At 73.1% G+C, this 21,188-nt stretch carries 19 protein-coding genes; 5 read left to right on the forward strand and 14 right to left on the reverse strand.

The genetic code is table 11. From position 1 onward, the window contains the following. Position 1: 1 nt before the first annotated feature. Together BRM1_RS11865 and BRM1_RS11870 are read right to left on the reverse strand one after the other, a co-directional pair. Positions 2-793: an amino acid ABC transporter permease gene (locus BRM1_RS11865; RefSeq protein ID WP_268526189.1), complete on the reverse strand. Its 792-nt coding sequence runs from the start codon at positions 791-793 to the stop codon at positions 2-4. 66 nt (positions 794-859) lie between these two features. Then, entirely contained in the window at positions 860-1,681 is an 822-nt protein-coding gene (locus tag BRM1_RS11870) for an ABC transporter substrate-binding protein (protein ID WP_160953115.1), read from the reverse strand. A 241-nt stretch (positions 1,682-1,922) separates the two neighbouring features. Here BRM1_RS11870 and BRM1_RS11875 point away from each other — a divergent pair, with 241 nt between their 5' ends. Then, positions 1,923-2,663 (forward strand): hypothetical protein, encoded by a 741-nt coding sequence (locus BRM1_RS11875; RefSeq protein ID WP_268526191.1) that lies wholly within the window; start codon positions 1,923-1,925, stop codon positions 2,661-2,663. 64 nt (positions 2,664-2,727) lie between these two features. Here the strand turns inward: BRM1_RS11875 and BRM1_RS11880 are convergent, their stop codons facing one another. Both BRM1_RS11880 and BRM1_RS11885 read right to left on the reverse strand, forming a co-directional pair. After that, positions 2,728-3,330, reverse strand: a complete 603-nt coding sequence (locus BRM1_RS11880; RefSeq protein WP_268526194.1) for a TetR/AcrR family transcriptional regulator — start codon at positions 3,328-3,330, stop codon at positions 2,728-2,730. Then, entirely contained in the window at positions 3,320-5,038 is a 1,719-nt protein-coding gene (locus BRM1_RS11885) for an MFS transporter (protein WP_160953118.1), read from the reverse strand. The genes BRM1_RS11880 and BRM1_RS11885 overlap by 11 nt, the downstream gene beginning before the upstream one ends. 175 nt (positions 5,039-5,213) lie before the next feature. On the opposite strand from BRM1_RS11885, the gene BRM1_RS11890 reads away from it, so the two are divergent. Further along, positions 5,214-6,500, forward strand: a complete 1,287-nt coding sequence (locus tag BRM1_RS11890) for an NRAMP family divalent metal transporter (protein ID WP_160953119.1) — start codon at positions 5,214-5,216, stop codon at positions 6,498-6,500. Positions 6,501-6,743: 243 nt separating this feature from the next. Here BRM1_RS11890 and BRM1_RS11895 read toward each other — a convergent pair whose 3' ends face one another. The 8 genes from BRM1_RS11895 to BRM1_RS11930 form a co-directional block, all read right to left on the reverse strand. After that, positions 6,744-7,556 carry a GntR family transcriptional regulator gene (locus tag BRM1_RS11895; RefSeq protein ID WP_268526196.1) on the reverse strand — a complete coding sequence of 271 codons (813 nt, stop codon included), beginning with the start codon at positions 7,554-7,556 and terminating at the stop codon, positions 6,744-6,746. Then, positions 7,553-9,391: an acetyl/propionyl/methylcrotonyl-CoA carboxylase subunit alpha gene (locus tag BRM1_RS11900; protein ID WP_268526198.1), complete on the reverse strand. Its 1,839-nt coding sequence runs from the start codon at positions 9,389-9,391 to the stop codon at positions 7,553-7,555. Before BRM1_RS11900 ends, BRM1_RS11895 begins: the two co-directional genes overlap by 4 nt. Beyond that, a complete protein-coding gene (locus BRM1_RS11905) occupies positions 9,384-11,144 on the reverse strand; it encodes a 5-oxoprolinase/urea amidolyase family protein (RefSeq protein ID WP_268526200.1) in 1,761 nt (586 codons plus the stop codon). Before BRM1_RS11905 ends, BRM1_RS11900 begins: the two co-directional genes overlap by 8 nt. Then, a complete protein-coding gene (locus tag BRM1_RS11910) occupies positions 11,141-11,899 on the reverse strand; it encodes a LamB/YcsF family protein (protein WP_268526202.1) in 759 nt (252 codons plus the stop codon). Before BRM1_RS11910 ends, BRM1_RS11905 begins: the two co-directional genes overlap by 4 nt. A gap of 230 nt (positions 11,900-12,129) precedes the next feature. Beyond that, complete coding sequence (locus BRM1_RS11915) at positions 12,130-12,864, reverse strand: LutC/YkgG family protein (protein ID WP_268526204.1); 735 nt, start codon at positions 12,862-12,864, stop codon at positions 12,130-12,132. Between the two features lies 1 nt (position 12,865). Next, complete coding sequence (locus tag BRM1_RS11920; protein WP_160953124.1) at positions 12,866-14,494, reverse strand: lactate utilization protein B; 1,629 nt, start codon at positions 14,492-14,494, stop codon at positions 12,866-12,868. Then, a complete protein-coding gene (locus BRM1_RS11925; RefSeq protein WP_160953125.1) occupies positions 14,491-15,309 on the reverse strand; it encodes a (Fe-S)-binding protein in 819 nt (272 codons plus the stop codon). The genes BRM1_RS11920 and BRM1_RS11925 overlap by 4 nt, the downstream gene beginning before the upstream one ends. Before the next feature lie 355 nt (positions 15,310-15,664). After that, positions 15,665-16,903: an MFS transporter gene (locus tag BRM1_RS11930; RefSeq protein ID WP_160953126.1), complete on the reverse strand. Its 1,239-nt coding sequence runs from the start codon at positions 16,901-16,903 to the stop codon at positions 15,665-15,667. A 509-nt stretch (positions 16,904-17,412) separates the two neighbouring features. On the opposite strand from BRM1_RS11930, the gene BRM1_RS11935 reads away from it, so the two are divergent. Then, a complete protein-coding gene (locus BRM1_RS11935) occupies positions 17,413-18,054 on the forward strand; it encodes a YitT family protein (protein WP_268526208.1) in 642 nt (213 codons plus the stop codon). Positions 18,055-18,144: 90 nt separating this feature from the next. On the opposite strand, the gene BRM1_RS11940 is transcribed toward BRM1_RS11935, so the two are convergent. Further along, entirely contained in the window at positions 18,145-18,459 is a 315-nt protein-coding gene (locus BRM1_RS11940; RefSeq protein WP_268526210.1) for a hypothetical protein, read from the reverse strand. Positions 18,460-18,722: 263 nt separating this feature from the next. Between BRM1_RS11940 and BRM1_RS11945 the strand changes: the two genes are divergently transcribed. Both BRM1_RS11945 and BRM1_RS11950 read left to right on the forward strand, forming a co-directional pair. Next, on the forward strand, positions 18,723-19,313 hold the full coding sequence (locus BRM1_RS11945; RefSeq protein ID WP_268526212.1) for an RrF2 family transcriptional regulator: 591 nt from the start codon (positions 18,723-18,725) through the stop codon (positions 19,311-19,313). Continuing rightward, entirely contained in the window at positions 19,265-20,614 is a 1,350-nt protein-coding gene (locus BRM1_RS11950) for an FAD-binding oxidoreductase (protein ID WP_268526214.1), read from the forward strand. Before BRM1_RS11945 ends, BRM1_RS11950 begins: the two co-directional genes overlap by 49 nt. Before the next feature lie 254 nt (positions 20,615-20,868). Here BRM1_RS11950 and BRM1_RS11955 read toward each other — a convergent pair whose 3' ends face one another. After that, complete coding sequence (locus tag BRM1_RS11955; protein ID WP_160953130.1) at positions 20,869-21,141, reverse strand: GlsB/YeaQ/YmgE family stress response membrane protein; 273 nt, start codon at positions 21,139-21,141, stop codon at positions 20,869-20,871. Positions 21,142-21,188 lie beyond the last annotated feature (47 nt).

Here is a 21,188-nt window from a genome sequence, read left to right on the forward strand (position 1 = left end):
GTCACTTCCTCATCTTTGCGGTGCGGGCTTCGAAGCGGCGGGCCAGCCAGCCCAGCGGCAGGGTGATGACGAGGTAGCAGGCGCCGGAGACCACGAGCGGCGTGAGGCCGGCCGAGGGCTCGGTGATCCCGTTCTGCCCGAACAGCGCCAGCTCGTACTGCTTGGCGGAGAGGCCCACGAGGAAGATGAGCGAGGAGTCCTTCGTCATCATGATGATCTCGTTGGTCAGCGGGGGCAGGATGATCCGGAACGCCTGCGGGATGATGATCGAGATCATCGCCCGGGTGTGGGTCATGCCCAGCGAGCGGGCCGCCTCGTACTGCCCGCGCGGCACCGCCTGCAGGCCGGCGCGCAGCGTCTCCGCGATGTAGGCGCTCTCGACGATGCCCAGCGACAGCATGACCGTGAGGTAGGTGTTGAGGCTGAAGCCGAATGCGGTGGGAATGCCCAGGCCGAACGCGATGAAGACGATGAGGGCGGGCACGCCGCGGAAGAACTCGATGTAGCCGGTGGCGATCCACCGGTACGGGCCCACGGAGGATATCTTCATGAGGGCCAGGACGATGCCCATGGCCAGCGCCAGCACGAAGCCCAGCGCGGTGTAGATGATGGTGTTCTTCAACGCGATGGTGAGGACACCGGGGAACTGCTCGGCGATGACCTTCGGGTTGAGGAACGCGTCGACGAACGTCTTCCAGTCCACGACGACGATGAGGACGATGACGATGATCGCGAAGATCGCGTATTGGATGCCGCGCGAAAGGCGGGCGCGCTGGCGCATGTTCAGTGCCACAGATGCTCCTCGGCATGGTCGAGGCGGCGCTCGCGCTGTGGCGAGCGCCGCCCGGGGCGGTGGGGGTCAGCCTTCCTTGGCCTCGGTGACCTTGGCGGCCTTGCCCACTTCGCCGAACCACTGGTCGACGAGCTTGGAGTAGGACCCGTCGTCCAGCTTGGACTTGAGCATCTCGTTGAAGGAGTCGGCGAGCTTCGTGTTGCCCTTCTTCACGGCGGCGCCGATGAGCTCGCCGGTGCCGAAGTCCTGGACCATCTCGAGGTTGTCGTGGGCCTGGGTGGCCGCGTAGATCGTCGAGATGTTGGCGACGGCGGCGTCGACCTTGCCCGAGGCCATCGCGTTGTTGAGCAGGCCCGTGTCCTTGAACTGGACGGGATCCACACCGTGGTCCTTCGCGTACGCCTCGCCGGTGGTGGCCTTCTGCACGCCCACGGACTTCGACTTCGCATCGTCGAGCGTCTTGATGCCGGAGCCCTTCTTCGTCATCATCGCAAGGTTGTCCTTGAGGTAGATGTCGGTGAAGTCCATCTTCGTCTTGCGCTCGTCCGTGGCGCCCATGCCGGACAGGGCGATGTCGCACTTGCCCGTGTTGAGCGCCACCCCGGACTCGATGGACTCGAACGGCGTGGTGATCGTGTCCAGCTCGACGCCCAGCTTCTTGGCCAGGGCGTCCGCCATGTCGATGTCGAAGCCGACGTTCTCGTTGTCCTTGGTGAACTCGAACGGCTCGTAGGGGATGTCCGAGCACAGGGTCAGCTTGCCCTCGTTGACGAGGTCGGGGCCGTCGGAGTCCCCGCCCTTGCTGTCGCCGCTGTCTGAGCCGCCGCACGCGCTCAGCGCGAGGGTCGCTGCCGCGGCCAGGGCGAGTATCGATACAGAACGCTTCACTGCTGCCTCCAGGGGTGGTCTCGGACTGGTCCCGAGCGCGTGAGTGCAGAATACAGTGGTTCACGTCACAATCCGCCGCCGGTTTCCGCATGAATCCGATGATCGTGCTCGAATCGTGTCCAACGGCCCGAAAGGGCGTTCTCGCCCGGACGGGTGGCCGCATTCGCTGCGCGCGCCCGGACAGCCGGGGGGCCACGGGCCGTCGCTAGACTGGCAGCCAACCGAGCATGAGGGGGAAGCGGTGGCCGAGGAGCCGGAGACCAGGCGGGCGCGCCGACGCGCCGAGCGCTCGCAGCAGCCCAGTGCGGCAGGCGAACCGGACGCGCAGGTCGTGCGCGCCTCGGCGGCGGATGGCCAGGCAGGCCCGGGGCGCGAGGCGGGCACAGGACACGAGGCGGCCCCGGGACCCGAGGCGGGGGCCGAGGACGGTGCGCCCGTCATCCGCGCGGGCTCGACGAGCACGGCGGGGCTGCCCAGCCGCCGCGAGCTGCGCGAGAGCTTCGATCCGGCCGAGCTCAGCCGCGGCCTCGCCCGCTACGCGAACGTGCTGCGCTGGGGCCTGGTCGCCTCCTTCGCCGCGTTCATCGCCCTGGCCGGGGCCTTCGCCTACTGGTGGACGCTGTGGACCGTGGCCGGGGTCGTGCTCATCCTGCTCATCCTGTGGGCTGCGCTCTACGTGGCCGCCCGGCCCGCCCGCGATCCCGTCCGGCCCATCGTCGACCCCATCAAGAACCGGATCGACCGGTGGGCGATCATCCCGTGGATCGGCTTCGGCGTCTCGATCGTCTTCGTCTCGCTCAAGAGCAACGCGCTCGAGGACGGCGGCGCCGGCCTCTGGGCGCTCGTCCCCCTGGTCTTCCTGCTGCTCACCCTGCTGCCCGACGCCCTGTTCGTGCGCACGCTCAACCGCATGTCGTATGACGCGGAGATCGCCGCCGGCGGCCGGGAGGCCGTCGAGGGCGAGCGCTCGCGCCCGCGGTGACGGCCGGATCCCAGGCGCGCTGAGCGCTTCCGCCAGGGTTCCGCGCGGTCGGGGTGTGCCGGGGTCACTCGTGGGGTGACGGCGCCTCCGCCAGCGCGAGCAGGCGGGTGCGGGTGAGCGCGAGCTCCTCGGCGGAGAGGAACACCGAGCCGGCGTTGGCCGCGAGCCCCTCGGCCGCGCAGCGCAGTGCCAGGCCGAGGTCGGTCGGCAGGCCGTCGGCGGCGAAGGCCGCGCGCCAGCGCTGCGCCTCCGCGGCGCTGTGGGCATCAACGAATTCGCCGCTGCCCAGGCTCAGGAGGATCGAGGACGGGAAGAAGACGGCGCGCGTGGCCTCGCTGTCGGAGGCGAGCACGCGGATATAGGCCCGGGTGAGCATGCCGGGACGGGCCTCGGAGAGGTCGACGTCTGCGCTCACCTCGTCCCACAGGCGCTCGCCCACGTCCTCGATGAGGGCGGCGTGCAGCGCGGCCCGGGACGGGAAGTGGTGGGTCAGCGCGCCCTTGGAGACCCCCGCCTCGGCGGCGATCGCCGCGAGGCTGACCCCCGAGCCTCGCTCGGCGATGAGCCGACCGGCGGCGGAGATGATGGCCGCGCGGGTGCGCTCGCGGTCCCGGGTGGGCTGCCCGGCGCCCGCGGGGCCGCCGCGGTCCGGCGGCTCATTGCGCATGCGCGCCCCCCTTCGTCGCGGGCCGGGCGCCCGCCGCGGACTGGCTCTCCATCGCGGGCTGGGCCTCCGCCGCGGGCTGGGTTTCCGCTGCGGGATAGGTCGCCACGGTGGACTTGGCTTCCGCTGCGGGACGGGCTTCTGCCGCGGGCCGGGCCTCCGCCGCGGGCTGGGCGAGGGCATCCGCACCCCGTGGCGACGGGATGACCCGCCAGGCCACGACCGCCGCCGCGGCGAGCAGCAGGGCTGCGATGGCGGCCGTCATCTGCATGCCCTGTGTGAACGCCTCCTGGGCGGCCAGCAGCAGCCCGGTGTCCGGCCCGCCCGCGGGGCCCTGGGCGGCCTCCACGGCGGCGGCAAGGGACTCCCGCGCCGCCCGGCCCGCCGCCTCCGGCGTGCCCGCGGGGACGTGCAGGAGACCGCGGTACAGGGCGGTCTGGAGTGAGCCCAGCAGCGCGATGCCCAGGGCGATGCCGAGCTCGAACGAGGTCTCGGAGATCGCCGAGGCCGCCCCCGCCCGGTCCGGCGGGGCAGCGGAGACCACGGCATCGGTCGACAGCGTCATCGCCAGCCCCGTGCCCAGCCCGGTGATCGCCAGCGCGAGGCCCAGCCACGCGTAGGTGTCGCTGCCCTCCGCGATGCCGATCCCCACGAGGCCCGCGGCGCTGAGCAGCAGGCCCGCGGCGATCGCGCGGCCGGCACCCAGCCGGCGCAGCGCCGCGCCCACGATGACGGCGACGGCCATCGAGGCGAGCGTCGCGGGCATCTCCGCGAGCCCCGCCCAGAAGGGGGAGTAGCCGCGCACCAGCTGGAGGTACTGGGAGAAGAAGTAGAGGAAGCCGAAGAAGCCGAGCACGGAGAGCCCGTTGGCGATGACGGCACCGCGGAAGGCGGGGATGGCGAAGAGGGAGAGGTCGAACAGCGGCTGGGCGAGCCGGCGCTGGCGGCGCAGGAACAGCCAGCCGCAGACGACGCCGATCGCCGCAGCCCCGCCTGCGTCCAGGGTGGGTCCGTGCTCGACCACGGCCTTGACCGCGTAGACGAGCGGGACGATCGCGAGGACGGACAGCCCGGCCGAGAGCAGGTCGATGGGCGCGCTGCGCCGGGTCGGGGCGCCGGGCAGCAGGACGGAGCCGGCGACGATGATGAGCGCGACGACGGGCAGGTTGATGAGGAAGACGGATCCCCAGGCGAAGTGCTCGAGCAGGACGCCGCCCACGAGCGGGCCCACCGCCCCGCCCGCCATGGCCCCCGCCGACCACAGGGCCACCGCGCGGGTGCGTAGGGCGGCGTCCGGGAAGAGCGCGCGGATGAGGGAGAGGGTCGAGGGCATGAGCGTCGAGCCCGCCAGGCCCAGGAGCGCCCGCGCGAGGATGAGCAGCCCGGCGGTGGGTGCGAAGGCCGCCAGCAGGGAGGCGAGCCCGAATGCCGCGCTGCCCACCAGCAGCAGGCGCTTGGCGCCGAAGCGGTCGGCCAGGTTGCCCATCGTGATGAGGAGCCCGGCCAGCACGAACGAGTAGATGTCGCCGATCCAGAGCACCTGGGCCGCGGTGGGCGCCAGATCGCGGCTGAGGGCGGGCAGGGCCAGGTAGAGCACGGTGCCGTCGATCGCGAGCAGGGTGACCGCCAGGATGAGGACGGCCAGCGCCGCGCCCCGGCGGGCACCGATGCGCGTGTCCGCCGCGGCGGCGGGCGGATTCGGTGCGGTCATACCCCGAGGGTACGAACCAAATGGTTTGTTGTCCAGTCTAATTGGTTCACATCGACACGGGGTGCTGCAGGCGGTGCGCCGGGGGTAGGGGGATTGTTCAACAATCGCTTGCGCACCGCGTGTGATCTGGCCTACATTTGGCTCACCGCCTCGCCCCCCTATCGGAAGCCCCGCCATGACTGACGCCCCCTCCGAGCCCCAGGGCACCGAGCCCCAGGGCTCTGCGCCCCAGAGCTCCGCCGCCGAGCCCGCCTCCCCGGACACCGCCGCGGGCCTGGCCAGCAGCCGCAGGCTCACGATGATCGGCGCCATGTTCCTCATGGCGACGAGCGCGATCGGCCCCGGCTTCATCACCCAGACCTCCGTGTTCACGGTCCAGATGGGGGCGGCGTTCGCATTCGCGATCCTCATCTCCGTCCTCGTCGACATCGCCATCCAGCTCAACGTGTGGCGGGTGATCGGCGTGAGCGGCCTGCGCGCCAACGAGCTGGGCAACCGCGTGCTGCCGGGCCTCGGGTGGGTCCTCGCCGTCTTCGTGTTCGTGGGCGGGCTCATCTTCAACATCGGCAACGTGGGCGGCACCGGGCTGGGCCTCAACGCGATGCTCGGGCTCGATCCCAAGATCGGCGGCGCGATCTCCGCGCTCGTGGCGATCGCGATCTTCGTCTCCAAGCGCGCGGGCGTGGCGCTCGACCGCATCGTCGCCGTGCTCGGCGCGCTCATGATCGCGCTCATGCTCTACGTCGCGATCGTCTCGCAGCCCCCGCTGGGCCAGGCGCTGGCCAACACCGTGGCCCCCGAGCACGTGGACTTCCTCGTCATCACCACGCTCATCGGCGGCACGGTGGGCGGCTACATCACGTTCGCCGGCGCCCACCGGATGGTCGATTCGCGCGTCACCGGGATCGAGCACATCCGCGATATCACCCGCGCCTCGGTCATGGGCATCATCGTCACCTGCATCATGCGCGTGCTGCTGTTCCTCGCCATCCTGGGCGTGGTCGCCGGCGGCGTCCACCTGGCCGGGCAGAACATCGCCGCGGACGCCTTCGAGGCCGCCGCGGGGCAGATCGGCCTGCGGTTCTTCGGCGTCGTCCTCTGGGCCGCCTCGGTCACCTCCGTCATCGGCGCCTCGTACACCTCCGTGAGCTTCGTGACGAAGCAGTCGACCTCGCCGCGGGTGCGCAATGGGCTCACGATCGCGTTCATCGTCGTGGCCACGGCCGTCTACCTGGTGCTCAACCAGACCCCGCAGACGCTCCTCATCTTCGCCGGCGCAGTCAACGGCCTCATCCTCCCGCTGGGCTTCTTCGTCGTGCTGTGGGTGGCCTGGCGCCGCCGCGACCTGCTGGGCGGCTACCGCTATCCGCTCTGGCTGCTCATCCTGGGCGCGGCCGTGTGGCTGCTGACGATCTACCTGGGCTGGAATTCGGTGGCCGGCATCGCAAAGCTCTGGGCCTAGTTCCCCTGCCCACCGCCGAGGTGCGGGCCGGCCGGGTGCTTCCCGCGCCTCGGCGGCGGGCGGGCGCTGCCCGCCCTCTGGGTCGGCGCGCTGCTGCCCGCACCGCGGGCGCGCGGCAGCGGCACGGCCCGTGTGGCCGAGACCGCCTCGGGACTGTCTGCCCAGCACGGCCGTCCCAGTGCCGCCACCCCGGTGCCGCCACCCCGGTGCCGCCGCCTTCGTGCTGCCGTCCCGCCGCCGGCCTCAGCGGCCGGGCGGGGCGGGCGGATCGCCGAGTGCGCCGAGTTCTGCGCGCGCATCGTCGAGGTAGGCGCGCATCGATGCCGCAGCGCCCGCCCGGTCGCCGCGCTCGAGCAGTTCGACGACGCGCAGGTTGCCCTCGGCGAAGCGCGCGTGGAACTGGTCCTCGAGCCGGCTGGCGCGGGCGAACGCCAGGCGCATGAGCGCGGAGACGCGCCGCATGAGCGCATCGGCGTGGCGCGAGCCGGCGGCGGCGACGATCGCGGTGTGGAAGTCCTGGTTGGCCGCGGCCGTGCCCACGTGGTCGCCCGCGCTGCGGGCCGCCAGACCGCGCTCGACGATCGCGCGCAGGCCCGAGGTGTCGAGGCCGTCCGCCCACTGCAGGGCGCCGGCCTCGAGGAGGATGCGCAGGCGGTAGATCTCCGCGATCTCCCGCTGCGTGGGCTCGGCGACGAAGACCCCGCGGTGGGGGATCCGCTCGACGAGGCCGTCGGCGGCCAGTGCTGCGAACGCCTCGCGCAGGGTGTTGCGCGACACGCCCAGGCGGGCTGCCAGCGCCACCTCGCTGAGCTTGTCGCCCACGCTCAGCTGCCCGCCGGCGATGAGGCCCATGAGCTCGGCGTGCGCTCGGCTGCGGGCCGTCCCGTCCTCCGCGCCGCGGTCCTCGGTGTTGCGGTCCTCGGTGCTCCGGTCAGCCGCGCCCCCGTCTGCCGTGCCCCCGTTCTCCGCGGCCCCGGTGCGTGCGGTGTGCGCGGTGGGTGCGGAGCTTCGCTGCCCACCGTCGGCTCCCGCGGCCGCGGTGCCCGCGTGCCTCATGCGAGCTCCGCGAGCACCTGGCCCGCGGCCACCTCGTCGCCCTTGGCCAGGTCGCGCAGCCGCACGGTGCCGGCGGCCGGGGCGAGCGCCTCGGATTCCATCTTCATCGCCTCGATGACCGCGACCGCCTGGCCCGCCTCGACCTCATCGCCGTCCGAGACGGAGAACGCCACGAACGAACCGGCGTAGGGGCTCGTGACGGCGGTCTCGGATGCCTGCGCCCCGGAGTCCTCCCCACCTGCGGCGCCACCCCCGTTGCCCCCGAACTGCGCGCGATCGGATTGCACACCCCCGGCGCCCTCGCCCGCGCCACCGGCCGGGCCGCTGCGCCCGGCCAGCAGCGCCAGCGCCTCGGCGGGCAGGGCGATCTCCCGGCGGCGGCCGTCGATCTCGATGCCGAAGCGGCGCAGCTGCGCCCCGCCGTGCGCGGGCAGGACCGCCCCGGCGGCGCGGTCGGTCATGCGCTCCTGCGCCGCCTCGTCCTCCGCGAAGTCCGTCTCGATCCACCGGGTGTGCACGGCGAAGCCGTCCTCGGCCGTGAAGTCCGGATGCTCGAGCACGGCGGCATCGAAGGGCACCACGGTGGCCACGCCCTCGATGACGAGTTCGTCGAGGGCCGCCCGGGCGCGGCTCAGCGCCTGCTGCCGGTCCGCGCCCACGACGATGAGCTTGGCCATGAGGGAGTCGTAGGCACCGGGGACCTCCGAACCGGTCCGGACCCCGGAGTCCATCCGGATGCCGGGGCCCGTGGGCGCCTCGAAGCGCGTGACGGTCCCGGGGGAGGGGACGAAGCCGTGCACGGCATCCTCGGCGTTGAGCCGGAACTCCAGCGCGTGGCCGCGCGGCGCTGGCGCCTCGGAAACGGAGAGCGGCTCGCCCGCGGCGATGCGCAGCTGCTCGGCCACGAGGTCGACCCCGCTCGTCTCCTCCGTGACCGGGTGCTCCACCTGCAGGCGGGTGTTGACTTCGAGGAACGAGATCGTGCCGTCCTCGCCCACGAGGAACTCGACGGTCCCGGCGCCCACGTAGCCCGCCGCCTCGCACACGGCGACCGCGCCGGCGCGCAGCCGCTCCTCCTGCTCCGCGGTGAGGAACGGTGCGGGGGCCTCCTCGATGAGCTTCTGGTTGCGCCGCTGCAGCGAGCAGTCGCGCAGCCCCACGACCACGGTGTGCCCGTGCTCATCGGCGAGGATCTGCGCCTCGACGTGGCGGGGCCGGTCGAGGAACTTCTCCACGAAGCACTCCCCGCGCCCGAACGCCGCCTCGGCCTCGCGCTGGGCGGCGATGAACGAGGACTCGATGGAATCGAGCGAGCGGGCGACCTTGAGCCCGCGCCCACCGCCGCCGAAGGCCGCCTTGATCGCGATCGGCAGGCCGTGCTCCTGGGCGAAGTCGCGGGCGTCCTCCCAGCTCTCGACGGGCCCGTCGCTGCCGGGAGCCAACGGCGTCCCCACCGAGGCCGCGAGCTCGCGGGCGCGCACCTTGTTGCCCAGCGCCTCGATCGTCTCCGCGCGGGGGCCGATCCACGTGAGGCCGGCCCGTTCGACCGCGCGGGCGAAGTCCGCGTTCTCCGACAGGAACCCGTAGCCGGGGTGGACGGCATCCGCGTGGGCCCGCCGCGCGGCGTCGAGGAGTGCCTCGATGCTCAGGTAGGTCTCCGCGGGGCTGGTGCCGGGCAGGGCGAGAGCCTCGTCGGCCAGCCGGGTGTGGACGGCGTCCGCATCCGGGTCGGCGTAGACCGCAATCGAGGTCAGCCCCGCATCGCGAAGCGCGCGCACGATGCGCACGGCGATCTCCCCGCGGTTGGCGATGAGGACGCGGCTAAGTTCAGCCATGGTCGGGCTCCTTCGGTGGGGCGAGCGCGAAGCGCAGCGCGGTTCCGGGCGCCGCCTGCGCGGCAATGGGCAGATCGGCGGTGATGACGGTGGCGATGACGGGATAGCCGCCGGTGACGGGGTGGTCGGCGAGGAACACGACCGGCTGGCCGCTGGGCGGTACCTGCACGGAGCCGAAGACCATGCCCTCGCTGAGCAGCTCGCCCTCGCGCGCCCGCTTGAGCGGGCGCTCGCCCTCCAAGCGCAGGCCCACCCGGTTCGAGCGCTCCGTGACCGTCCATGCACCGGCCGTGAGCGCCTCGAGGGCGGCGGGCTCGAACCAGTCCGCGCGGGGCCCGGGGATGACGCGCAGCACGGCCTCGCGCAGGGTGGTGGGCTCGGGGTCGCCCGCCGCGCTGAGCCCGCACCCCGGGTTCGGCGAGGCGCCCGCCGGGTCCGCGGCCCCGCCCGGTGCGCTGGCGGCGGGAATGGGGGCGCGCAGCTCATCACCGGCCGCAAGCGGGGGCGGGCCCAGACCGGAGAGCACGTCCGAGGCGCTCGAGCCCAGCGTGCGGGGAAGGTCGAAGCCGCCGCGCAGCGCCAGGTAGGCGCGCATCCCGGCGCTGGGCCGGCCGAGTGACAGGCGTGCGCCCGCGGGCACCGCGAAGGGGGCGCACAGCGGCATGCGGTGGACGGCGCCGTCGTACTTGACGTCGATCGGGCACTGCGCGCCGGTGACCGCCAGCGCGCAGTCGGCCAGCGCGGTGGCGGTGAGGCCGCCCAGCAGGATCTCGATGGCGGGCGTGCCCTCCGGGTTGCCCACCAGGCGGTTGGCCTGGGCGAAGGCCTCCCGGTCCGCGGCCCCCGAGCGGGAGACGCCCTGATCGCCCAGGCCGGCCCGGCCGGCGTCCTCGCTGAGCGCCTGCAGCCCGGGGGACTCGATGCGCAGGACGCGCGAGCCGGGCTGCGGCCGGGCGGCGGGCGCCTCGGCGGGGGGCGCGGCAGCCGAAGGAGTGGGGGAGGTGCCGGAGGCGGTGGCGGCAGGGCCATGCGCGGCCTGGGACGCCGGCTCCGCGGGCTGGGCCCCGGCCGCCGGCTCCGCGGTCTGCGGGCGGTCCCCGGTGTCCGCGGCGGCTCGAGTGCCTGCGGTGGCCTGGGCGCGCACCGCCCGGTAGCGCACCCGGTCGCCGGGCGCGATGAGGGCGGGCGGGGTGCGGTCGGGGTCGAAGAGCCGAGCGTCCGTGCGGCCGATGAGCTGCCAGCCGCCGGGCGAGGCGGTGGGGTACACGGCGGAGAACGCGCCCGCCAGGCCCACGGAGCCCGCGGGCACGCGCGTGCGCGGCTCGTCCCGGCGCGGGGTCTCCCAGCCGCCGTCGGGCGCATCGCAGTAGACGAAGCCGGGCGCGAAGCCCGCGAACGCCGCGCGCCAGGCCTGGCGGGTGTGGCGCTCGACGAGCGCCTCGGTTCCGAGCCCGAGCGCCGCGGCAGCCGCCTCGAGGTCCTCGCCGTCGTAGACGACGTCGATGGCGATCTCCCGGCCCTCGGGAGCGTGTGCGGCGTCGACGTCGAGTGCGCGCAGGCACTCGGCCCCGCTCGCCGCGGACCGCGGGGTCTCGAAGCGCACGAGGACCGTGGCCGCGGCCGCGACGGCCTCGACCTGGCCGGGCAGCGGTTGGGCGGTCAGGGCGGCGTGCGCGGCCATGACGGCGTCGATCGAGCCCAGCTCCACGAGCAGCGCGCGGTCGCCGGCGGGCAGCACCGCCCGGGGCCTCACGCGAAGCTCCGGACCTGCACGCCGGCCTCCTCGAGCCCCGCGCGGACGCGACGGGAGAGCTCGACGGAGTCGGGCGAGTCGCCGTGGACGCACACGGACTCCGCGCTCAGGCGGATGACGCTGCCGTCCACGGCCTCGAGGGTGCCCTCTGTGGCCAGGCGCACCACGCGGTCGGCCGCGGCCTGCGGATCGGCGATCACGGCACCGGGCTGCGTGCGGGGGACGAGCGTGCCCTCGGGGGTGTAACCGCGGTCGGCGAAGGCCTCCGCGACGGCCCGGATGCCGGCCGCCTCGGCCAGGCCGATCGCGACGGAGCCCGGCAGCAGGAGGAGCGCGAGACCACCGCCGAAGGCGCGCACGGCGTCGACGACCGCCCGGGCCTGCTCCTCGTCGTGGACGATGCGGTTGTACAGGGCACCGTGCGGCTTGACGTAGGACACGCGGGTGCCGGCCGCGCGGGCCAGCGTGTCGAGCGCGCCGAGCTGGTAGAGCAGCTCATCGGCGAGCTGGGCCGCGTCGTAGTCGATGGCGCGGCGGCCGAAGCCGGCGGGGTCGTTGTACGAGGGGTGGGCGCCGACGGCCACGCCCCGCTCGGCGGCGGCGGCCAGGGTGCGGCGCAGCAGGTGCGGCTCGCCGGCGTGGTAACCGCAGGCCACATTGGCGCTCGTGACGATGTCGAGCACCGCCGCGTCGTCGGCCAGCGGGAAGCCCGCGACGGACTCGCCCAGGTCGGAGTTGAGGTCGATCGTGGTCATGCACCCTCCTCGTGGATTGTTGAACAATCCTAGCGCGAGGCGGGAGGCCTGTCGAGACGTGGATCACATTTTCCGGAGGGCGGACCGGGAACCGAACCGGGCCGGTCGGCGAACCGGCCCGGACCGGGAATCGAGCCGAACCGCCCGGGCCCGGCCGGGGCACGGTCTCGGTGGCCTGCCCCGACGTCGCCTCAGGCCACCCGACCAAGCGACCGGTTCAAGCCACCGGCTCAGGCGCTGTCCCGAGGGTCGGCCTGGGCGGCCGCCTGTGTCCCGGCATGCGCCTCGGGCTCGTCCTCGTCGACGACTATGACGACGTCGAGCCGGCGCGGGCCGTGCACTCCGGCCACGCGCTCGAATTCGATGTCGACGGTGGCCGAGGGGCCCGAGGCCCACGTCTGCGGCGCGGTGGACAGCCCGGCCTCCTGCAGGCGGGCCACCGCCTGGGGCACGATCTCCACGATGTCCGCCGCGCGCACCACGCACACGTGGTGGTCCGGCACGAGGGTGATCGCCCGTCGCCCGCAGTGAGGGCCGGAGAGGCAGATCGTGCCGGTGTCGGCGATCGCGGTGGTCGAGCCGGTGACGACGGCGCCCACCGCGTTGAGCACGTCGACGGGCTGCGGCTCCTCGCGCGAGTCGGTGAGGACCCTGCCGGCAAACTCGCCCACCCAGGCGCGGTCGAGGTCGGCGGGGATGACGATGTCGTCGGCCTCGTCCAGCAACCGCGCCACCGTCGCGGGGAGCTCGGCCGCGCTCACCCGCGCGACGCCCGCGTTGTAGTCGGCCAGCCGGTCGGCGAAGATCTCGATGAGCCGCTCCGTGCTCAGGTCCGAGGCGGTGCGATAGGCGTGGGGCACCTCGGGTGCGGGGGCGGTGATCGGCACATAGCCCTCCGCATTGAGCCGGCCGGTGCGGCCCAGGCTCGAGGAGATGCGCTCGAGGATGACACTGCGCGCGTCCACGTCAGGACTCCTTCGTCTCGTGCTGGTTCTCGGACCGCGGGGCCGGGCCCGCCTCCGGGGCGGGCTCGGCGCCCGAGCGGGCCTCGAAGCGGCGGAACTGCGCGCGGTCGCGGGCCTCGCGGCGCTCCTCGCGCGCCTCCTCGCGGTGCTCGGCGCTCCACCACGAGCGGAAGGACTGCCGCGGCGGGCGCGGGATCGTGCGCGAGGAGGTCCAGGCGCCGGCGATGCCGGGCAGGCTGCGGATGCCGGCCTTGGGGGAGAGGAGCTTGGCGAGCGGCAAGCCCTTCTCCATGAGCGCCATGCGGCGGCCATCGGACATGAGCCACGAAGCGCCGGTGAGCGCGACGTCGAGCTGCGTCTTCGGCAGACGGCCGTGCTCGGACTCCTTGACGACGTTGCCCTCGTTGCGCAGCCGCACGAGCATCTGCGGGATGTCGATCTTGACGGGGCAGGCGTCGAAGCACGCCCCGCACAGGCTGGAGGCATAGGGCAGCGTGCTGTTCTCCTCGGCGTCCGTGCCGGTCAGCAGGGGCGTGAGGATGGCGCCGATCGGGCCCGGGTAGACCGAGCCGTATGCGTGCCCGCCCGTGCGCTCGTAGACGGGGCAGACGTTCATGCACGCCGAGCAGCGGATGCAGCGCAGGGCCTGGCGCCCGTGCTGGTCGGCCAGCGCGCGGGTGCGCCCGTTGTCCAGGAGGACCACGTGGACGTTGCGGGGGCCGTCGCCGGGGGTGACGCCGGTCCAGAAGGACGAGTACGGGTTCATCCGCTCACCGGTCGACGAGCGCGGCAGCAGCTGCATGAACACGCCCAGGTCGTCGATCGTGGGCAGCAGCTTCTCGATGCCCATGACGGTGATGAGGGTCTCCGGCAGCGTCACGCACATGCGGCCGTTGCCCTCGGATTCGACGACGGAGAGCGTGCCGGTCTCCGCGATGCCGAAGTTGGCCCCGGAGATCGCGACCTTCGTCGTGAGGAACTTCTTGCGCAGGTGCTTGCGGCTGGCCTCGGCGAGCTCGCGCGGCTCCGTGCCCAGGTTCGGGTCCGCGTCCTCCATGCCGCGCAGGAAGATCTGGCGGATCTCGTGGCGGTTGCGGTGGATGGCGGGCACGAGGATGTGGCTGGGCTTGTCGTGGCCGAGCTGGACGATGAGCTCCGCGAGGTCGGTCTCGTAGGCATCGATGTCGTGGTCTTCGAGGTACTCGTTGAGCCCGATCTCCTGCGTGGCCATCGACTTGACCTTGATGACCTCGCGCCGGCCGTCCTCATTGAGCGGCGCACTGTCCTCGACGAGGCCGCGGACGATCGCGTTGGCCTCCTGCGCATCGCGCGCCCAGTGGACGGTGCCGCCGGCGGCGGTGAAGGCCGCCTCGAACTGGGTGAGCAGCTCCGGCAGGCGGGCCAGCACGACGTCCTTGGCCGCGGCCCCGGAGTCGCGCAGGTCCTCCCAGTCGCCCAGCTCGGCCACCCGGGCCGCGCGCTTCGTGCGGATGGCGGTCGTGGCCTTCGTGAGGTTGGTGCGCAGCTGCACATTGCCCAGCTCGTGCTGGGCGACCTGCGGGAACGGCGCGCGCTCGAACAGGTTGCCGGTGCCGGGCACGGTGGGCATGCCGATGAAGGTGGTGCTCATCGCAGCGCACCCCCGCTCACGAGCTCCTCGTTGAGAATGAGCGGGTGCTCCCGGGTGGCGGCGAGCACGCGCGCGAAGTGCACGGTGGCCGGGGGCGTGGCCTGCGCGGGCAGCAGCTCGTGGCGGCGCTGCAGGCCGCCGCCGATGTGCATGAGGCACGAGGCGTCGCCGCCGGAGCACACGCTGGCGCCGGTGTTGATGAGCGCCTCGACCTTGTCCGTGAGCATCGCAGTGGAGACCTGCGGGTTCTTCACGGAGAACGTCCCGCCGAAGCCGCAGCAGGCGTCCCAGTTCTCCGGGCTCACGACGACGGCCCCCTCGACCGTCTGCAGGAGGTCGGACTGGCGATCGCCCAGGCGCAGCAGGCGCATGCCGTGGCACGAGGGGTGGTAGGCGATGGTGTGGGGGAAGTACGAGCCCAGCTGGGCGGCGGCGTCCGTGACGCCCAGGACGTCGGTGAGCAGCTGGCTGAGCTCGTAGGTGCGCCCGGCCACCTGTGTGGCCCGGGAGGCGAGGTCCTCGTCGCCCATGTACTCCGCGATCATGGGGTGCTGGTGGCCCAGGGAGGCGACGCAGGAGCCGCTCGGTGCCACGGCGTAGTCGAAGTCCGCGTCCTCGAAGGCCTCCACGTGGTTCTTCACGACGGGGTAGGCCTGTGCGAACTTGCCCGAGTTGATGTGCATCTGGCCGCAGCAGGCCTGCCGCTCCGGGAACGTCACGGTGTGGCCCAGACGCTCGAGGATGGACACGGTTGCCTTGGCGACCTCCGGGTACATCGCGTCGACGATGCACGTGGCGAACAGCGCGATCCTCACCGGTGCCTCCTTAGGGAGAGGGGATAGTGCGCACACCGTACGCCCGGCGGACGCCGCGGCCCGCCTCGCACGGCCACGGTCCCCGGGCGCCTGCGGCGCGGCGATCCGTACCGCAGGCGCCCCGGGGGTGGTCTACGGGGTGCGCGGCAGCAGTCCGTGACCGCCGCGTGCGGCGAATCCGCGCGGATCGCGGGCCTCGACCGCGCCCTGTCCGGGTGCGCTGCGGACTGGCATTGGGTGCCGTCCGGGCCCGAGGCGCGGCCCGGCTCCGGTGTGGGCGCGCGGCTCCGCTCGGGCAATTAGCGCACGGCCGCGACGCGAAATTCTGCGCTGCCGGATGGGGCCGCGGGGGAGTTCAGGCGGGCGCCTCGGACGCGGGGGCGGCGGCGCCGGTGTCGACGATCTGGCGCTCGGAGCGCCCGCGGGTCGCCACGGCGACCAGCGTGACGGCCAGGCCCACGACGGACAGGCCCGCGCCCACGAGGGCGGGGGCGCGGTAGCCCCAGCCGGCGTCGATGACGACGCCGCCCAGGAAGGCGCCCAGTGCGTTGGCGAAGTTGAACGCCGCATGGTTCATTGCGGCGGACAGGGAGGGCGCGTCGCGGGTGTCGCGCAGCAGGCGCACCTGGAGCGCGGAGGTGAAGATGGAGCCGCCGATGCCCATGAGGAACAGGAGGACGAGGGCCACGGGGGTGAGCTGGAGGAAGAGTCCCAGGCACAGCAGGATCGCGCCCAGGGCCGCGATGCCCGCGAGCGCGGTGCGGTCGATCGACCGGTCGACGAGCGGGCCCACGATGAGCGAGCCGGCCGTCATGCCAACGCCGTAGCACACGAGCACCCAGGGCATCGCGGACTCGGGCACCCCGGCGATCTGCGTCATCGCGGGGGAGATGAACGTGTAGACGGCGAACATCCCGCCGAAGCCCACGGAGCCCGCGACGAGCGTGAGGATGACCTGCGGCCGCTTGAGAGTGCGCAGCTCGCCGCGCATCGAGGGCGCCTGCGCCGCTGGGGCCGAGCGCGGCACGAGGAGGAGCACGAGGACGAGCGTGATGAGGCCGATGCCGGCGACGAGGCCGTAGGCCGTCCGCCAGCCCCAGGCCGCGCCCATCGCGGCGGCCGCGGGCACGCCGAAGATGTTGGCCACGGTCAGCCCCAGCATGACGCGGGCCATCGCGGTGCCCTTGCGCGCCGGATCCACGAGCGTCGAGGCCACGACCGCGGCCACGCCCAGGAAGGCACCGTGCGGCAGGCCGGTGACGAAGCGGGCCAGCAGCAGCGTGCCCATGGTGGGCGCGAGCGTCGAGCCGACGCTGCCGATGACGAAGACCGCCACGAGCAGCAGCAGCAGTGCTTTGCGGTCCAGCCGTGCGGTCAGCGTTGTGATGAGCGGGGCGCCCACGACCACGCCGATCGCGTAGAGCGAGACCGCGTGGCCCGCCTCCGTGATGGAGGCGCCCAGGCCGTCCGCGATGTAGGGCAGCAGGCCCATCGTGGCGAATTCGGCCGTGCCGATGCCGAATGCCCCGGTGGCCAGGGCGAAGATCGCCAGGCGCGCCTGCGCGCTGGCGGTGGCCGGGCGGTCTGCGGTCATGGCGGTGCCTTTCGGGATGGGCGGCAGGAGACAGTGGGCGGTGAGGCGGGGCGAACGGCGGGGACGGCGGAAGTGCGGGTCGGCGACGGTGCGGTGTGCGCGGCGGTGCGGTGTGCGCGGCCGCGCGGGGAGGCTCGCGGTGCTCGGTGCGCGAGGAGCGCGGTCCGCGCCGAGGTGCGGGTGCAGGTGCGGTGGTGGCATCCCGCCGGGCGGGCTCGGGCCGGAAACCGCGCCGGGCCCGGAAACGCAGATCGGGCGATGGGGTGGTCCCATCGCCCGCGCCGGCTGCCCCCGCGGCCCGGTGCCGCAGCGGAGCGTCCAGTCTAGGGCCGCGCGGCCCGGGCCCTCAAGGCGCGCAGGGCCGCGGGCGTTTGAAACGCGTCACACTGCGCGCGAGCTCGGCCCGATCGGCCATCGCGCGCACCGCGGCGGCATAGGATCGGCTGGCGGACCGGGCCGGAGATTCCGGCCGACTGGCAAAGCGCGCGCGGCGCGGGGAGGTACGGCGGATGAGCGAGGCGGCGGCGGCCGAGGAGGCCCAGGGTTATGAGGCGACCGGCGTGCGGCACCGGTGGTATGAGAACCTCATCGGCCTGGCCACCGGCCTGTTCCTGTCCTCGCTGGGCGTCTTCTTCCTCCACTCCGCCCACGCCGTCACGGGCGGCGCGGCGGGCCTGAGCCTGCTCGTCTCCTACCTGGTTCCGCTGCCCATCGGCGTGCTGTTCCCGCTGGTCAACGTGCCGTTCTTCGCGCTGGCCCTGTGGAAGAAGGGCTGGCAATTCACGCTGCGCACGTTTGTGTGCGTCACGCTCGTGGGCATCATGGCCGATCTGCACGGCCTCTTCGTCCACCTGGGCTCGCTCCAGCCCGTCTACGGCACGATCGCCGGCAACCTGCTCGCCGGGGTGGGCCTGCTCATCCTCTTCCGCCACGGCGCCAGCCTGGGCGGGGTGAACATCCTCGCCCTGCTCCTCCAGGAGCGCCTGGGCTGGAACGCCGGGGCCGTGCAGATGTGCTGCGACATCGTCATCGTGGGCGCCTCGTTCTTCGTCGCGGGGCTGCCCACCATGCTCGTCTCCGCGCTGGGCGCGGTCGTCATGAACATCGTCATCGCGTTCAACCACCGGCCCGGCCGCTACATGGGCTACTGAGGGGCCGCGGCTCCGCGTATCCCGTGGCTTCGAGCCCCTCGGCGACCCTGCGGAATCCCCCAGGAGACCCCGCGGAATGGGGAGCCGGTCTCAACCGCGCTTCGAATCCGACATGAGCCACGCGGCGCCGGCGCTGGCAGCCGTGACGGTGAGCACCGCGGGCCAGGCGCCGATCTTCTTGGCCAGCGGGTGCGAGAGGCCGAACCCCAGCAGGTATGTCGCGGCCAGCGCGGTCGTCACCGCGGGGCCGGACTTCTGAAGCCACGTGCGGCCGGCGTAGGCGCCGGCGGCGGCGAGCACGGCGCCGCCCAGCGGGCGATTGAGGGTTTCGCGGGCCGTCAGATAGCCGCCCAGCAGGCCGAGCGCGACGACGGGGGCGGTGGAGACCTCTGCAGCATTCTTCATGGCATCGATCGTAGTGGCGTCCGCGCCGGATGCGCCGCCCGGCCGCGGCGCGTCTTGCCATGTGAGCGCCGGGCGGCCGAGGCGTGAGGCCGCGCGTGTGTCCCCCGCCTCAGTTCGAGGCGCCGGCCCGTCGTCCTCGGCAGAGTGGAGGCCCGTGACCATAGGAAATACTGAAACGGCGATATCCGCACCCGTTTTCTACGTGATGTAGAACAGGGTCGGCTCACTGGAGTCGCCAGGTCCGAATATCTAGCGTCGAGGGCATGGAGCTGACCCGGTTCACCGACCTCGCGCTGCGGGCGCTCATGCGCATCGCCGCGCAGCCGGAGCGGGTCACGACCGCCCATCTCGCGGCACAGGTCGCCGCCCCGCCGGCGTTCATGGCCAAGGTCGTCACGCGGCTGTCCGGCATGGAGCTCGTCGATGCCCGCCGCGGCCGCACGGGCGGGCTCACGCTGGCTCCCGGGGTGCTCGAGCGCAGCGTGGGCAGCATCGTGCGCGAGCTCGAGACGGGCCCTGTCATCGACTGCCTGCACCCCGAACCGTGCCCCCTGCTCACCGGCGGCTGCGTGCTGCGCGCGGCACTGGGCCGGGCGCAGGAGGCCTTCTACGCGAGCCTCGACCCGATCCGCCTGCGCGACCTCGTGCCGGAGGCGGCGGTCCGGCCCGCGCCTCGGCGGCGGCACTCACCGCTGCCCTACCCCGCACCCGCCGCGCCGCGCACGGCCCCCGCCGGGGGCCGCGCGCTCCGCGCGGATCCCACAGGGAATCACACGACGGCCGTTCTGGCCGGTCAGGAGGAACGATGTCCACGACACTGCCGGGCCTGCGGCCCATCGAGCGGACTCAGCTGAGCCAGGAGCACGCGGACACCATCCGCGCGACACTGCCGCTGGTGGGGTCGAAGATCGACGAGATCACCCCGCTCTTCTACGCGACGATGTTCGAGCGCCATCCCGAGCTCATCGACAACCTCTTCAATCGGGGCAATCAGAAGCAGGGCGCCCAGCAGCGCGCGCTCGCGGCTTCGGTCGCGACGTTCGCTGCGGCGCTCGTCAACGAATCGGTGCCGGATCCGCGCGATCTGCTCGAGCGCATCGGCCACAAGCACGCCTCGCTGGGCATCACGCCGGATCAGTACCAGATCGTCCACGACCACCTGTTCGAGGCGATCGTCAAGGTCCTGGGCGCCGATGTCGTCACCCCGGATGTGGCGGCGGCCTGGGATGCCGTGTACTGGATGATGGCCGAGTCGCTCATCGGCTTCGAGCAGGACCTCTACGCGCAGGCGGGTGTGGAGATCGGCGACGTGTTCCGCCGCGGTGAGGTTGTGCGGCGCCGGGAGCTGTCCGAGGATGTCCTCCGCTTCACCGTGGCAGCCCAGGACGGGCAGGCCTTCCCCGCGTACCTGCCGGGCCAGTACGTGTCCGTCGGCGTCACGCTGCCCGATGGCGCGCGCCAGCTGCGCCAGTACAGCCTGGTGGGCGAGCCGGAGGGCGGGGCGGGCACCCTCACCTTCGCGGTCAAGCGCGTCGCCGCCGTGGACCGGCTGCCCGCCGGCGAGGTCTCCAACTGGCTCGCCGACCACGTCCAGGAGGGCGATGTCATCGACGTGACCCTGCCCTTCGGCGATCTCGTCGTCGACGTGCGCGGCGCTGAACCGCTCGTGCTGGTCTCCGCGGGCATCGGCACGACGCCCATGCTCGGCATCCTGCAGGCGCTCCACGCCGATGGTGCGCAGCGCCCCGTCACCGTCCTCCACGCCGAGGCGAATCGCGGGGCCGATGTCTTCGCCGCCGAGCGCGCGGCGCTTGTCGCCGACCTGCCCCACGGCCGGCTCATCACGTGGTACGGCGATCCGCAGGCCGGTCAGGACCTGGACCCGGGCACCGCCGCCGATGCGGCGGAACCGCGCGAGGAGGCCGGTGCGGGAGAGGCTGCGGCGGCCGGCCGCGAGGCGGGCGCGCGGGGCGCCGAGGTGCGCACCGGCCGCCTCGATGTCGCTGCGGCCGGGCTGCCGGACGATGCGCTCGTCTACGTGTGCGGCTCGAATGCCTTCCTCCAGGGCGTGCGCGAGCAGCTCAGCGCTGCGGGCGTCGCCGATGAGCGCGTGCACTTCGAGCTCTTCGCCCCCAACGACTGGCTGCTCGGCTGAGTCCAGCCTGGGGCACCGCGCGCGGCTGAGGCGGCCGCGCGCGGTGCTTCGCACGCACACAGAGCGGCCCGTGGGATCGGTCAGCGCGGAGCTGGCAGTTGCACTGCTCAGCCCGCTCGCGGCGCGGCCAATGGGATCGCCCGGCGCGGTGATCGGCGCTGCCGGGCAATGCAAGAGGGGGTGGGCAGCTCGAAAGCTGCCCACCCCCTGCTGTGCTCGTCAGCGCGCTGCGCTGGCGGGGATGATCGTGGCGATCAGTCGCGCGGTGCCTTGCGGCCCGTGATGAGGCCCCAGATCAGCAGCACGATGATCGAGCCGACCACCGCGAGGATCCAGGTCATGGGGTTGGACATGCTGCCGCCACCGGTGCCGAACAGCGAGCCGATGAAGCCGCCCAGGAGGCCGCCGACGACACCCAGGATGAGGGTCGCGATGATGCCGCCGCCCTGGCGGCCGGGGAGGATGAGCTTGGCGATGGCGCCGGCGACGAGGCCGACGACGATCCAGCCGATGAAACCGAGTTCCATAGTGGTTCTCCTTTGTTGTCGAGCCAACCAGGAGGTTGACCATGTGT

The organism is Brevibacterium sp. BRM-1 (genome assembly GCF_026802075.1).
GTDB lineage: Bacteria > Actinomycetota > Actinomycetes > Actinomycetales > Brevibacteriaceae > Brevibacterium > Brevibacterium rongguiense.

Coding starts and splice junctions, on each gene's coding strand:
- BRM1_RS11880 (WP_268526194.1), bottom strand. CDS start 3,330: ATGCGCAATGAGCCGCCGGACCGCGGCGGCCCCGCGGGCGCCGGGCAG.
- BRM1_RS11885 (WP_160953118.1), bottom strand. CDS start 5,038: ATGACCGCACCGAATCCGCCCGCCGCCGCGGCGGACACGCGCATCGGT.
- BRM1_RS11890 (WP_160953119.1), top strand. CDS start 5,214: ATGACTGACGCCCCCTCCGAGCCCCAGGGCACCGAGCCCCAGGGCTCT.
- BRM1_RS11895 (WP_268526196.1), bottom strand. CDS start 7,556: ATGAGGCACGCGGGCACCGCGGCCGCGGGAGCCGACGGTGGGCAGCGA.
- BRM1_RS11900 (WP_268526198.1), bottom strand. CDS start 9,391: ATGGCTGAACTTAGCCGCGTCCTCATCGCCAACCGCGGGGAGATCGCC.
- BRM1_RS11910 (WP_268526202.1), bottom strand. CDS start 11,899: ATGACCACGATCGACCTCAACTCCGACCTGGGCGAGTCCGTCGCGGGC.
- BRM1_RS11920 (WP_160953124.1), bottom strand. CDS start 14,494: ATGAGCACCACCTTCATCGGCATGCCCACCGTGCCCGGCACCGGCAAC.
- BRM1_RS11930 (WP_160953126.1), bottom strand. CDS start 16,903: ATGACCGCAGACCGCCCGGCCACCGCCAGCGCGCAGGCGCGCCTGGCG.
- BRM1_RS11935 (WP_268526208.1), top strand. CDS start 17,413: ATGAGCGAGGCGGCGGCGGCCGAGGAGGCCCAGGGTTATGAGGCGACC.
- BRM1_RS11940 (WP_268526210.1), bottom strand. CDS start 18,459: ATGAAGAATGCTGCAGAGGTCTCCACCGCCCCCGTCGTCGCGCTCGGC.
- BRM1_RS11945 (WP_268526212.1), top strand. CDS start 18,723: ATGGAGCTGACCCGGTTCACCGACCTCGCGCTGCGGGCGCTCATGCGC.
- BRM1_RS11950 (WP_268526214.1), top strand. CDS start 19,265: ATGTCCACGACACTGCCGGGCCTGCGGCCCATCGAGCGGACTCAGCTG.
- BRM1_RS11955 (WP_160953130.1), bottom strand. CDS start 21,141: ATGGAACTCGGTTTCATCGGCTGGATCGTCGTCGGCCTCGTCGCCGGC.